At 63.3% G+C, this 12,488-nt stretch carries 7 protein-coding genes and 7 pseudogenes; 7 read left to right on the top strand and 7 right to left on the bottom strand.

The window, feature by feature from the left end:
- Positions 1 to 153: 153 nt before the first annotated feature.
- Positions 154 to 717, bottom strand: a pseudogene (locus tag MUG78_RS11010) (transposase); the annotation flags it as partial.
- On the opposite strand from MUG78_RS11010, the pseudogene MUG78_RS11005 reads away from it, so the two are divergent.
- From MUG78_RS11005 to MUG78_RS10995, 3 pseudogenes are all read left to right on the top strand, one after another.
- Positions 664 to 873 (top strand): annotated as a pseudogene (locus MUG78_RS11005) (transposase); the annotation flags it as partial. The pseudogenes MUG78_RS11010 and MUG78_RS11005 sit on opposite strands and share 54 nt — an antisense overlap.
- 75 nt (positions 874 to 948) lie before the next feature.
- Positions 949 to 2,304, top strand: a pseudogene (locus tag MUG78_RS11000) (ISL3 family transposase).
- Positions 2,305 to 2,322: 18 nt separating this feature from the next.
- Positions 2,323 to 3,375: pseudogene (locus MUG78_RS10995) on the top strand (IS256 family transposase); the annotation flags it as partial.
- A gap of 41 nt (positions 3,376 to 3,416) precedes the next feature.
- Here MUG78_RS10995 and MUG78_RS10990 read toward each other — a convergent pair.
- From MUG78_RS10990 to MUG78_RS10965, 6 genes and pseudogenes are all read right to left on the bottom strand, one after another.
- Positions 3,417 to 3,875: pseudogene (locus MUG78_RS10990) on the bottom strand (helix-turn-helix domain-containing protein); the annotation flags it as partial.
- Positions 3,876 to 4,321: 446 nt separating this feature from the next.
- A pseudogene (locus MUG78_RS10985) lies at positions 4,322 to 5,440 on the bottom strand (ISL3 family transposase); the annotation flags it as partial.
- 78 nt (positions 5,441 to 5,518) lie between these two features.
- Entirely contained in the window at positions 5,519 to 6,772 is a 1,254-nt protein-coding gene (locus tag MUG78_RS10980; protein ID WP_246996975.1) for an IS256 family transposase, read from the bottom strand.
- Positions 6,773 to 6,918: 146 nt separating this feature from the next.
- Positions 6,919 to 7,119, bottom strand: a pseudogene (locus MUG78_RS10975) (ISL3 family transposase); the annotation flags it as partial.
- 133 nt (positions 7,120 to 7,252) lie between these two features.
- Positions 7,253 to 8,272 (bottom strand): IS30 family transposase, encoded by a 1,020-nt coding sequence (locus MUG78_RS10970; RefSeq protein WP_246996808.1) that lies wholly within the window; start codon positions 8,270 to 8,272, stop codon positions 7,253 to 7,255.
- A gap of 185 nt (positions 8,273 to 8,457) precedes the next feature.
- On the bottom strand, positions 8,458 to 10,077 hold the full coding sequence (locus tag MUG78_RS10965; protein ID WP_246994737.1) for a hypothetical protein: 1,620 nt from the start codon (positions 10,075 to 10,077) through the stop codon (positions 8,458 to 8,460).
- 169 nt (positions 10,078 to 10,246) lie between these two features.
- Between MUG78_RS10965 and MUG78_RS10960 the strand changes: the two genes are divergently transcribed.
- From MUG78_RS10960 to MUG78_RS10945, 4 genes are all read left to right on the top strand, one after another.
- Positions 10,247 to 10,474, top strand: coding sequence for a hypothetical protein (locus tag MUG78_RS10960; protein ID WP_246994735.1), 228 nt, complete (start codon positions 10,247 to 10,249; stop codon positions 10,472 to 10,474).
- 63 nt (positions 10,475 to 10,537) lie between these two features.
- Positions 10,538 to 11,026 carry a hypothetical protein gene (locus MUG78_RS10955; RefSeq protein WP_246994733.1) on the top strand — a complete coding sequence of 163 codons (489 nt, stop codon included), beginning with the start codon at positions 10,538 to 10,540 and terminating at the stop codon, positions 11,024 to 11,026.
- A gap of 81 nt (positions 11,027 to 11,107) precedes the next feature.
- The gene (locus MUG78_RS10950; RefSeq protein WP_246994731.1) at positions 11,108 to 11,761 is read left to right on the top strand and encodes a hypothetical protein; all 654 of its coding nucleotides are present in this window, start codon (positions 11,108 to 11,110) and stop codon (positions 11,759 to 11,761) included.
- Positions 11,762 to 11,829: 68 nt separating this feature from the next.
- Positions 11,830 to 12,483, top strand: a complete 654-nt coding sequence (locus tag MUG78_RS10945; protein WP_246994730.1) for a hypothetical protein — start codon at positions 11,830 to 11,832, stop codon at positions 12,481 to 12,483.
- Positions 12,484 to 12,488: the final 5 nt, after the last annotated feature.

Here is a 12,488-nt window from a genome sequence, read left to right as displayed (position 1 = left end):
CGTCATTTGCTACCGATTCAGTCGGTTCCATGATCCGCCATCGCTTGCGAGGTCCATTCGCGGTTGAAGGGCCACCAGCTACTGACCCACGCCCGGCCGCCACGCGGCTATCGCTTGTGTGAGCGCATTGAAGGTTGACCGGCTCTTCGTATTTCAGAGTGCGTTGACCCTTTCGGCGAGCTGACCGGAGTGCAGTAGGGACCGCAAGATGTAGTGGTCGAGGTTGCGGAAGCCTTGGGCGATTCCGCGGAGGTGTTCGAGGCGTCCGTTGATGGCTTCGACGGGTCCGTTGGAGACGCCGGTGTCGAAGTAGGCCAAGATGTCGGCGCGCCTGTTCCATAGGCTTCGTCCGAGTTGAGCGAGCTCGGTCAGGCCGGCGGGTAGTCCGGTGCGGATCCGTCGCAGGATCTTGTACATGAGCTTCTTGCCCTCGCGGCGGTGTCGGTGTTCGTAGGCGGCGATGAGCTGCTGATACACCTGATGGGTGATCTCCACGGCGGCGTGTGCGTCGTGGCTGGTCAACGACTCGAGTAGTGCCCCATAGAGTGGTGTAGCCCGGTGACCGGGACCATGACGAGCAGCGTGTCGTTGCTCGGAGCGGGAGCGGTCACCGTGTGATCCTTCGAGGAATCTCCTACAACCCACTCGAACGGAGTCATCACGATGACCGCACCACACATTGTCGACCCTTCGGGCTTGCTGAGCCAAGCCCTGAGCGATGCGTCGCCGGACTTGATGCGCGAACTGCTGCAAGCTGTGATCAACGCCCTGCTCTCCGCTGATGCCGACGCGGTATGCGGCGCTGAATGGGGGCAGCGATCAGCTGAGCGCACCAACCAGCGCAACGGATACCGGCACCGCGCCCTCGATACTGGCTCTTCGATCTTGAACGGGCAGTCCCTGGTCAGGGCGGTCGCGTGTCGTTGACGTGAAAGGCCCCTGACCTTCGTGATTCTGGATGTTGCGAAGCATTCAAGAATCGAAAGAGGGGCAGGGGCCGTGTCCGAGCCTACGTCGTTGTTGCTGGGTCTGGAAGGTGTGCAGGTCGTTGGGGTCGAGCGACGGCCAGATCGCACCAGGGTGGTCGATGTGGTCACCGCAGATGGGGGCGCGGCGTGTTGCCCTGACTGCGGGGATCGATCGTCCTCGGTGAAGGAAAGGACAATCACTACGCCACGCGATATCGGGTACGGCCCTGACCCAATCCTGTTGCGCTGGAACAAGATTCGCTGGCGTTGCCGAAACCAGGCATGCGAGCGGAGCACGTTCACCGAGGCCATCAATCAGGTGCCGGCCAGGCGACGCACCACCGGACGGCTGCGCGAGCAGATGGGCCTGGCGATCGGAGATGCGGCACGTTCGGTCATCGAGGTTGCCGCCGCGCATGGGGTGTCCTGGCCGACCGCCCATGCCGCGTTCTGCGAGGTCGCCGACCGCGTTCTACAGCAGCCGCAACCAGTACGGGTCCTCGGGATCGATGAGACTCGTCGGGGCCGGCCACGCTGGGAACGCGACCCTGATGGCCGCTGGTATCGGATAGATCCGTGGGACACTGGATTCGTCGACCTCGCGGGCGATCAGGGCCTACTCGGGCAGGTCACCGGCCGCACCTCGATGGCGGTGGCCCAATGGCTCGCCAAGCAGAGTCCTGAGTTTCGGTCCTCGATCACCCACGTTGCGATCGATCCGTGTGCCGCGTACGCCGCCGCCGCAGCCCAGGCACTGCCCGATGCGCAGCTGGTGGTCGACCACTTCCATGTAATCAAGCTCGCCAACGACATGGTCACCGCGGTTCGGCGGCGGGTCACTTGGGATCAGCGTGGGCGCCGTGGCCGGGCAGTCGATCCAGAATGGGCGAACCGGCGCCGCCTACTCACCGCCCGTGAACGCCTCTCCGAGCACAGTTACGCCAAAATGTGGAATGCGTTGCGCGCCAAAGATCCTGGCAACGAAATACTGGCCGCCTACATCGTGAAGGAAGAACTACGTGGCCTGCTTGCGCTGGCCCGTAGCCGACCCGACGACCACCATCTGGCCTACCAGTTCTACAAGTTCTTGGACCTATGCGCTCAGGTGAATCTGCCAGAAGTTGTCAAGCTCGCAACCACGATCGAGAAGTGGTAGCCAGCGGTGGCGGCATTCATCGGCACCACGATCGCCAACGCCCGCACAGAGGGCTACAACCGGCTCGTCAAACAGGTCAAACGCGCCGCATGTGGCTTCCGGAACCTCGAGAACTCACGACGCCGGATACGATTCCACTGCACCCGCAAACAGCGGGCAGGCATCCAGATTCACTGCTGAGGTGCCCGCTCAACTTCGAAGAGCCTCGATACTCGGGTCGGAACGATCGATGTCGCTGTCCCCAAACTGCGGCAGGGCACGTATTTCCCGGAATGGCTGCTCGAGCGGCGCAAACGCTCCGAAGCAGCGTTGATCACCGTGGTCGCTGACTGCTACCTCGCCGGGGTGTCCACCCGCCGCATGGACAAGCTTGTCAAGACACTGGGGATCAACTCGCTGTCGAAGTCCCAGGTCTCGCGGATGGCCGCTGATCTCGATGAGCACGTCGAGCAGTTCCGGCACCGCCCCTTGAGTGAAGCGGGCCCGTTCACGTTCGTCGCCGCGGACGCGTTGACGATGAAGGTCCGTGAAGGTGGTCGCGTGGTCAACGCGGTCGTGCTGGTCGCGACCGGGGTCAACGCCGACGGGCGCCGAGAGGTCTTGGGCCTGCAGGTAGCCACCGCGGAAACCACAGTGGCGTGGAACAGCTTCTTTGCCGACCTGGTCGCCCGCGGCCTGACCGGAGTCCGGCTGGTAACCAGCGATGCTCATGCCGGCCTCGTCGAAGCGATCGCAGCGAACCTGCCCGGGGCAGCATGGCAACGCTGCCGCACCCACTACGCGGCGAACCTGATGAGCGTCACCCCGAAAAGTCTGTGGCCGGCAGTCAAAGCGATGCTGCACTCGGTATACGACCAGCCCGACGCCGCCTCGGTCAACGCCCAGTTCGACCGACTGCTCGACTACGTCGACACCAAACTGCCTGACGCGCACGATCACCTCGACACCGCTCGAGCCGACATCCTGGCCTTCACCGGTTTCCCCGAAGGACTCTGGCAGCAGATCTGGTCTAACAACCCCAACGAACGCCTCAACCGGGAGATCCGACGCCGCACCGACAGCGTTGGGATCTTTCCCAACCGTGACGCGATCGTCCGTCTGGTCGGCGCAGTCCTGGCCGAACAGACCGACGAATGGGCAGAAGGCCGCCGCTACCTCGGCCTGGACATCCTCGCCAAAAGCCGACTCACCCCCGTCCCCGCCACCGGAATCGAGGTAAACGCCGACACCACCCACGAACTCAGCGCTTAACCAGCACCAACGAAGGATCGCAGCGCTACACCACTACTCGGGACTTGACCGCGAGCGGCCTCTGTGGTGATCGTATTGACGGTTCTCCAGGCGATACCGAGGTTGGCGGCGACTGCGGCCACGCTCATCTTGTCGACCACGATGCGCTGCAGAATCCAGCGTGCGGTCCGTGCGGTGACCACCGACCGTGCCGGGGCGATGTGATCGATCCTCGCCCGAAAGACCGACCTCGAGCAGTCGCTGGTGTGGCACACGAACCGCGGAACCGCCACGTGCAGGAGTACCGGATAGCCGGCGGCAGGAGTGTCAGTCAGGACCCGGACGACCCGATCGCGTGGTTGACCTGCAATATTGCAGTCCGGGCAGCGTCGATCGGGGTCGAGGACCTCGCAGAAAATGTGGGTCCGGTCATCGGCGCCGACGGCCGCACCGGTGATCGTCACGCCCAACTCGACGGTTCGGCAGATCGTGTCGGCAACATCGGAAGTAAGCTCAGCCATGGGTCCTGTGGTGTGCGTCGGGGACGTGTAGGAACTTCCATGATCACACCCAGGGCCCACCTACATCTTGTGGTCGCCCGCGCTCGTCCCGAACCTCACCTACGCACTCTCAGATCCGAAGAGCCGGTTTACCCGCGTCAGCAAGTTCGTCTGCGCGGCGCAGCTTGCGGACGACGTCCTCCGCGGAATGCTTCTTCCGGCCAGCCATTGCCAGCACGCCGGTTTTGGCGTCCGCATCATCGCTGCCGCCAGCAGTTCACCGAGTCACCGGACTTCGAGTTCGCCGTGGCCCGCACGGTGGCCGACAACCAAGGTGCCCACGCGAAGATGAGCGATTACTTCTTCAGCCACACCCACCTCATGGTCCGACATCGCGAAGTGGTTCTACCACGTGGTCGCCGACCAGGAGCCCAGCTTGCCACCAGCCTTTGCCGGCTCTTCGTATTTCAGAGTGCGTTGACCCTTTCGGCGAGCTGACCGGAATGCAGTAGGGACCGCAAGATGTAGTGGTCGAGGTTGCGGAAGCCCTGGGCGATTCCGCGGAGGTGTTCGAGGCGTCCGTTGATGGCTTCGACGGGTCCGTTGGAGACGCCGGTGTCGAAGTAGGCGAGGATGTCGGCGCGCCTGTTCCATAGGCTTCGTCCGAGTTGAGCGAGCTCGGTCAGGCCGGCGGGTAGTCCGGTGCGGATCCGTCGCAGGATCTTGTACATGAGTTTCTTGCCCTCGCGGCGGTGTCGGTGTTCGTAGGCGGCGATGAGCTGCTGATACACCTGATAGGTGATCTCCACGGCGGCGTGTGCGTCGTGGCTGGTCAACGACTCGAACAGTCGGATCTTCTGCTTGTCGGTGAGGAGTTCGGTGCGGGTATGCAGGATCCGGCGGATCTTGTAGAGCGGGTCGTCTTTACGGCCCCGGTGCCCACACACCTGCTGCTGGATCCGTTGCCGGCACCGGTCCAATTTCGTCGCGGCCAGATGCACGACGTGGAACGGATCCATCACCACCCGAGCGGTGGGGAGTTCTTCGGTGGTGGCGCTCTTGTAGCCGGTGAATCCGTCCATCGCCACGACCTTGATCCGATCCCGGAACCGTTGGTCTCGCGCCTGCATCCACTGCTTGAGGACCTGTTTGGATCGTCCGCCGATCATGTCGAGCAGCCGTGCCGGGCCGGTCCCGTCGATGACCGGAGTCAGGTCGATCAGGACCGTGACGAAACTCGGTTCCCCTTGTCCGCGAACATGTTTCCACTTGTGCTCGTCCACACCGAGGCAGCGGACCCCGTCGAGGTGGTCGCCGTCGTAGACCAAGGCGCGAGCGGCGTCTGTAGCGATCTGGTTGACCGTGCTCCACGAGATCGCGAGGTTCGCGGCCACGGCGGCCACGCTCATCTTGTCGACCACGATGCGCTGCAAAATCCAGCGTTCGGTCCTGGTCGTGACCACTGCTCGCGGTCGGGCGATGTGGTCGATCCTCGCGCGGAAGACCGACCTGGAGCAGTCGCTGGTGTGGCAGACGAACCGCGGAACCGCCACGTGCAGGAGGACTGGATAGCCGGCGGCGGGCGTGTGATAGTGCCCCTTGGGGTGGTGGACTTCGGATCGGGCGTAGAGTCACGCGTTCTGATCAACGAGTCGTTGTGAACGCTATGCGATGTGGGCTTGCGCGTCCAGGAGTGCGGCGGCCTTGTCCTTCTCGGCGAGGACCTCGCGTAGCTCGTCCATGGAGACCTCGGACATGTATCTGCGGGTGACTTGCCATTCGTCGTGTGCGTCGATCACGACGGCGGTCGCGAGTCGGAGGAACGCGGCGGGGTTCGGGAAGATCTCTACGACGTCGGCGCGTCGTTTGATTTCCTTGTTCAGTCGCTCGATCGGGTTGTTCGACCAGATTTTCTGCCAGTGCGGCTTCGGGAACGCTGAGAATGCCAGCACGTCGGTTTTCGCGTCCCGCATCATCGCTGCCGCCTTGGGGAACGGCCCGTCGAAGGTGTTGGCGACTTGATCCCATTGCGCGGCAACATCTTTCGCTTCGGTGTGAGCGAAGATAGTCCGCACTCCGGCGGTAACGACGGGCTGCTGTTTCGCCGCGACCGCTCCGTGCAGGTTCCTCATGAAATGGACGCGGCACCGTTGCCACGTGGCACCCGTAAACTGTTGTGCCACAGCGGTTTTCAATCCTGCATGGGCGTCAGAGATGACCAGATGCACCCCGTGCAGCCCACGGGCCTTCAGGCTTGCCAGGAACTCGCGCCAGAACTCGTACGATTCGCTCTGCCCGACAGCGGTACCCAGGACCTCGCGGGTGCCGGTGATCGACACACCGGTAGCCACTATCAGCGCCTGGGAGACCACGTGCGCGCCGACACGGACCTTGCAGAACGTGGCGTCGCAGAACACATACGGGAACTCGGTGTGGGTCAGTGAACGCTCCCGGAACTCGGCGATCTCAGCGTCGAGACCTGCACAGATCCGGGATACCTCACTCTTGGAGACCCCGGAGTCCACGCCCATGGCCCGCACCAGATCGTCGACACTGCGGGTCGAGATACCCTGCACGTAGGCCTCCATGATCACCGCGTAGAGGGCCTTGTCGATCCGGCGGCGTCGTTCCAGCAGGACCGGGAAGAACGACCCAGCCCGCAGCTTGGGAATCTTCACCCGCACATCACCGGCCGGCGTTGAGATCGTCTTGGGTCGATGCCCGTTTCGGACCGTCGTTCGGTCCGCCGAGCGCTCGTAACGGCCGGCGCCGATCGCCGCTGTCGCCTCGGCCTCGATCAGGGCCTGCAAGCCAGCCCGCAGGATCTCCGGGAGCACTCCGGCAAGACCGAGTTCGTCGGATCGGAGTGTGCCGAGTTCAGTCAGTTGCTCGAGCAGGGCAGAATGGTCGTGGGTCATCGCGTGATTGCCTTTCAGTTGAGTCACTTGTGAGGTAACTCACTGATCATCACGCGATGGCCCACCCCAACGGCGACACCAAGCTCTCCGGCGTGTCCACCGCCCTCAGCGAGCCACCAAACCCCACCACTCCAGGGGACTCACCCGGGCGTGTCGGTCAGGACCCGTACGACCCGATCGCGTGGTTGACCTGCCATATTGCAGTCCGGGCAGCGTCGATCGGGGTCGAGGACCTCGCAGAAAATGTGGGTCCGGTCATCGGCGCCGACGGCCGCACCGGTGATCGTCACGCCCAACTCGACGGTTCGGCAGATCGTGTCGGCAACATCGGAAGTAAGCTCAGCCATGGGTCCTGTGGTGTGCGTCGGGGTTGTTGAGGAACTTCCATGATCACACCCAGGGCCCGCCTACATCTTGTGGTCGCCCGCGCTCGTCCCGAACCTCACCTACGCACTCTTAGATCCGAAGAGCCTGGCGGTGTCAAATCGTGGAAGCAACGTTGTCTTTGAGTAGGCGTTCGAAGGCTTCCCTCGGGGTGTAGAAGCCCAGGCATTGGCGTGGCCGCTCATTGAGCTCGCGGGCGATCGCTTCCAGGTAGAGCTGGTCGGACGGGATCTCGGTGCCCTTGGGCAGGTACTCGCGGATCAGGCCGTTGGTGTTCTCGTTGGTAGGTCGTTCCCATGGTGAGCGGGGATGAGCGAAGTAGATCGGCAGGTCGGCGGCGACGGTGACGCTGGCATGCTCAGCCATCTCAGTGCCTTGATCCCACGTCAGCCCTTTCCGCATGAACTGCGGTAGTCCCCGCAGGTGATCGATCAGCACATCGGCAACACCCGACGCTTTCTTCCCGTCTGGCAGACCCAGGATCAGCGTGTACCGGCTCGTGCGTTCCACCAGTGTTACCGCCGCGGACTGGCCGGCCTTCCCGACGATCAGATCCCCCTCCCACCAGCCCGGCACCCGCCGATCAGATGCTGTCTCGGGGCGGTCATCGATACTGACCATGCCCACGATCCGCGCTGATCGCTCACCGGCCGACTTCCTCGGTGTGCGCACGGTGCGTTTGGACTGCAGCAGGATGCCCTGAGCAGCCAACTCTCCCTTCGGGAGAGCGTAGATCCACCGATAGATCGATTCGTGTGAAATGCGGCGTCCGTGGGCGTTCGGTGATCCCGTCATGGGGTCCACTGTGGAGTCTTCGGACTCGAGTTTCAATCGGCCAGCGATCTGTCTGGGTGTCCGCGATGCGCGCAGGTCGGATCGTACTCGTTCGGCGAGTACCGAGTCGGTGTCGATCGTTCTGGTCTGTGGGCGGGCTCGTCGTGCCTTCGCTTGCTTGTCGGCGTGTATGACGCGATAGGTGCCGGCATTGGTGGCGTTGCGTTTGATCTCTCGCGACACGATCGACTTGTCCCGGCCGATCTGCTCGGCGATCGCGGTGACCGTCATCCCCGCCCGTCTGCCGACGGCGATCTCCGTTCGATCCGCCACCGTCAGCATCATCCGTCCAAGCCCCACCCGGGTCTCCCGTCGTGCTACCTGCAACCCCTGGTGGCCTGCAGTGTTGCTACGACGCTATGACACCGCCCCTCTTTGCCAGCGCCCTATGGGGCCCTGCCGCACCACGAAAACACGATCGCAATTGTGCGCCATGACTGTGAATGGAGCTCTCACCGGCTGGCGCTCTACTTGTAGGTCTTGATCCCGACATGCTGGACGACGAGTCGGTGCTTCTCTGTTTCGAGCGCGAAATGAATACGTCCGCACTCGTTGAAACTGACGGCATCGTTCACCTTGACATGCGGAGTAGCGTTGAGAACTTCGCCTTCGAACTCGAAGCTGTTGAGCCAGCGCATCTCCTTCCTCCTGAACTTGGTGATCGTCTGATCAGTCAGCGCAATGCTCAGACCGTGGCGCTCCTTGAACCACGCGTCGAGATGGGGAATGCTCCCCACCTCGCCGTCGTAGAGCTCGACCGCTGCCCGTGCGAGCGCTATGAGCTGCGCGGTCATGTCATCCGGTTCCGGATAATCGATGTCCGACCACGACTTGTGCGCCCGGTCAGTGAACACGATTCGTTCCGATGCCGCATCGGAAATCGCGAGGAACGTCGCTTCAGGGGCTGTGCGCGGAACGAGATCTGGGATCGCGGCCCAGACGTCCATCGGTTCAGCGGGTTCCACAGACTTACCTGCAGAGAGGTTCCTGTACGAGTCCTGCCACATCTGCGCTTCCTCGCGCGCCCGGTCTCGTTCAGATTCCAACGTCCGCACGCGGTCGCGACTCGCTGCAGCTTCCTGCATCATGCCTTCAAGGACATCTTCGAACTCGACGTTGGTGGCCTGTAACGCGTCGACCTGCTCCTTCAGCGCAGCGATCTCACCTTCCGTATCGCCGCCCTCACGGGCACTAGCCGCCTGGGCAGCAAGCTCTGCGATCCGCGCACTATCGGCGGCAGCCCGAACTCGACGCCACGCTGTGTCCTCGCCGTTGCCGAGCGCCGCGAGCACACCGAGCCGTTGCATGAGATTTTGACGAACGCTATTAGCCCCGAGGTCAGCTAGTTGCTCCGCCGACACGGTCAACGACGGAGCTTTCAGACCGGGCCAGACGATAGCGAGCCCGCCGAAAGGAACCCGAGCGTCCGCGTGTGCCCCGGCGATGACGCTCGCTGTCTCGAAGTTGACTGTCACCGTGCGGACGAGCCCCAGCAGCTTCCTGGCGAGTTCGCCCGCCAAATCCCATGTCTCCTTCGACCTCACATGAATGAGAGCCAGCGGCAGCCGTTCCTCACCGGAGAGGACCTCGGCGACAGCTTGAGCCTCTCCCACCGTCTTCACTGGGATATAGCGTCGATTGACAAGCTGACCTCTGGCTCGAAGGGTGAGATGCTCATCCTCATCAAGAAGTCGCAGAATGCCAGGCTGGTAGATATCGGTCGCACCGACCGGCACCAGGTTCTGGCGTGTCGTCTCACGCCCGATACCGACACGGAAGTGTATAGCGCCATCGATCTCTGTGACTGTGATCCGAGTCGTAACCTCGAGGTCAGTACCAGCCGCCTGCGACACAACGAACTTCAGCGCACGGTGACCTACAACCTCCACGACTTCCCACTCGCCATGGCGAGCGAATTGCCCATGGGGAGTCCGAGCGGGCACGAGCGCGCTAGCACCGCTTGTCAAGAGATCCTCTGGGGCGAGGTGCACTTCGGCGCTTCCCAGCCACCGCGCTAGGTGTGCGATGACACGATCGAATGCACTGTCCCCTTCAACATCGAGATCGACAACGTACAAGAGCTGCATTTGGCGATGCCTTCCCACGTGGCTGTGTGCGTATTATGCAGGTTCGCACAAGGAACGGGCGCGAGCTGGGGGCGGATTGATGGTGCTTCCAATTTCAGATTGCGATGAGTCCATCGGCGAGCTGGTCGCAGTGCAGTAGGGACCGCAAGATGGAGTAGTCGAGGTTGCGGTGCGCTCGCGGAGCAGATCGGCAAGGATCATCGTCTACGAGCCCTACCTCGCCGGAACCCATGACGAGAAGATGTATCGCCTCGTCAACGACCGAGCCTCCTGGTTCGACATCGTGATGGGCGCAAAGGTGGTCGACGACGAGCTCACTACGGACCGCGTCGAGAAGCGAGTGGCACTGCACCCGACCATTGCCGAGGCGGTCCGCATGGACCTGACCTGCGGATAGGTTCTCGTTTTCACTACAGGGAGGTAGCCCAGAATTGTCGTAGGCAGGTGACACACTGCTCGCATGATGTTGCCGCCGGATCCCACCGCAAAGTCCTCCGACTCCTTCGCCTACGACGAGCCGCGCAGCAACTGCCCGAAGTGCGGAAGCGGCGAAGTGACCCACTTCTTCTGGGGCATGCCCACCCAGGCGACCTACGAGAACAGCCCGGCATGGGTGTCGTTCGGAGGGTGCTGTCTCCCCGAGGTCATGGCCGACCGAGCATGCAGCAGCTGCGGCTACGAGTGGGCAATCGACGACGACGGCAATCCGGTGACCCCACGACGACTTGGCAGCAACGGCCGGGTCCGCGCACGACTGTGGAACTTCGACGGCCGGCACAACGGCCTTCCCGGAGTCGTCCCTCTCGGCGTTGACGACCGGGACCGCGTCGTCGAGGGCGAACTCCTCATCGAAGACGTCAACACTCCATTCGGCAAGGTCCAATTCCTTGTCGCCGAAGACGACGGCCAGGTCACCTTGGTGGAAGAAGACACCATCGAGCGGTGGTAGGCGACCGACCGAGTGCCCGGGCCCTCGAGGCCGCCACGCGGTGTGCCGCAATGGTTCGGTGACGGTCGATAGCGTCGGCGCATGATCAACAATCGACCCTGGACAGCCCTCCGTGAGGCCTCGAAAGAGACCTTCGGCATCGTCAGCACCGAGCAATCGGCGCGCTACGGCATCGCTGTCGAGCAACTCGAGGCCGCAGCAGCCCGCGGGGAGGTGTGGAAGACGCCCGACGAGCTGTGGATCGTCGAAGACGTCGACATCTTCCGCATCGAGGACTGGGCGGCCGCATGGCTGGCCATCGACCTGGACACCCCGATCAGTCTGCGGCGCGCCAACCCTGAGTCGTTCGTCAGCCACCAGTCAGCGGCGATGATCCTCAGTATCGGCGACGTCACCACACGGGACTTCATGTTGACCGTGGCGCAGCCACTGCCGTGGGTGCCGGCGATCGTGCGTCAGATGGTCGGTGCACTGGGCCGGCAAGGTGTGGATTGGGAGTTGGTGGACGGACTTCCCGTGGCCACCCCCGCCCGGATCGTCGCCGACCTGGCCGCCGCCCGCAGTGTCGACGGTTCGCATCTGGGCACGGTGCTCTATGACATCCTCGCCGAACAACTCCTCACTGCCGACGAGCTTGCCGAAATCATGCGCCCGTACCTGCACTTCTGGAGCCACCAACCTGAACTAGGTCCGCACTACGTCATGGACCTGCTCATCGCCAGTTTCCGGGGATAGGGCCTGGCTCTCCGACGGGCGCACGCGATATGCCGCAGCGGTTCGGCGCGGGTCGATAGCGTCGGCGCATGACCGTCGACCGACACTGGACAGCCCTCCGCGAGGCCTCGAAAGAGACCTTCGGCATCGTCAGCACCGAGCAGGCTGCGCGCTACGGGGTCGCCGTCGAACAACTCGAGGCCGCAGCCGCCCGCGAGCAGGTGTGGAAGACACCCGACGAGCTATGGGTGGTCGAAGACGTCGACATCTTCCGCATCGAAGACTGGGCAGCGGCATGGTTGTCCATCGATCTTCACACCCCGATCACGCAGCGGCGGCACAGCCCCGAGTCGGTGGTCAGCCACCAGTCGGCGGCGATGGTCCGAAATCTGGGCACGATCACCACCGATTACCTCATTCTCACGGCGCTGCACCCACTGCCGCGCACGCCGAAGATCGTGTGGGAGGTTGCGGGAGACCCGGGTCTGGCCGGGCGCGACTGGGATCTGGTCGACGGACTGCCTGTGTCCACCCCGAGCCGCATCATCACCGATCTCGCCGCCGCGAACGGCGTCGACGGATCACACCTGGGAACTGTGCTCGCCACCATCCTCGACGAGAAGCTCCTCGCGGCCGACGAGGTCGGCGAACTCATGCGCCCCTACCTGCACCGCTGGACACAGCACCCCGAGCTGGGCCCCGGCTACGTCATCGAGCTGCTCATCAACAGCAGCTACGGCTAGCGCGC

It is taken from the genome of Gordonia alkaliphila (genome assembly GCF_023017165.1).
GTDB lineage: Bacteria > Actinomycetota > Actinomycetes > Mycobacteriales > Mycobacteriaceae > Gordonia > Gordonia alkaliphila.
This window is presented reverse-complemented; position numbering and strand designations above follow the sequence as displayed.

Bases quoted from the DNA above. Each gene is read 5' to 3' on its own strand.
- MUG78_RS10955 (WP_246994733.1), top strand. From the start codon at position 10,538: ATGATGTTGCCGCCGGATCCCACCGCAAAGTCCTCCGACTCCTTCGCC.
- MUG78_RS10980 (WP_246996975.1), bottom strand. From the start codon at position 6,772: ATGACCCACGACCATTCTGCCCTGCTCGAGCAACTGACTGAACTCGGC.
- MUG78_RS10950 (WP_246994731.1), top strand. From the start codon at position 11,108: ATGATCAACAATCGACCCTGGACAGCCCTCCGTGAGGCCTCGAAAGAG.
- MUG78_RS10965 (WP_246994737.1), bottom strand. From the start codon at position 10,077: ATGCAGCTCTTGTACGTTGTCGATCTCGATGTTGAAGGGGACAGTGCA.
- MUG78_RS10970 (WP_246996808.1), bottom strand. From the start codon at position 8,272: ATGCTGACGGTGGCGGATCGAACGGAGATCGCCGTCGGCAGACGGGCG.
- MUG78_RS10945 (WP_246994730.1), top strand. From the start codon at position 11,830: ATGACCGTCGACCGACACTGGACAGCCCTCCGCGAGGCCTCGAAAGAG.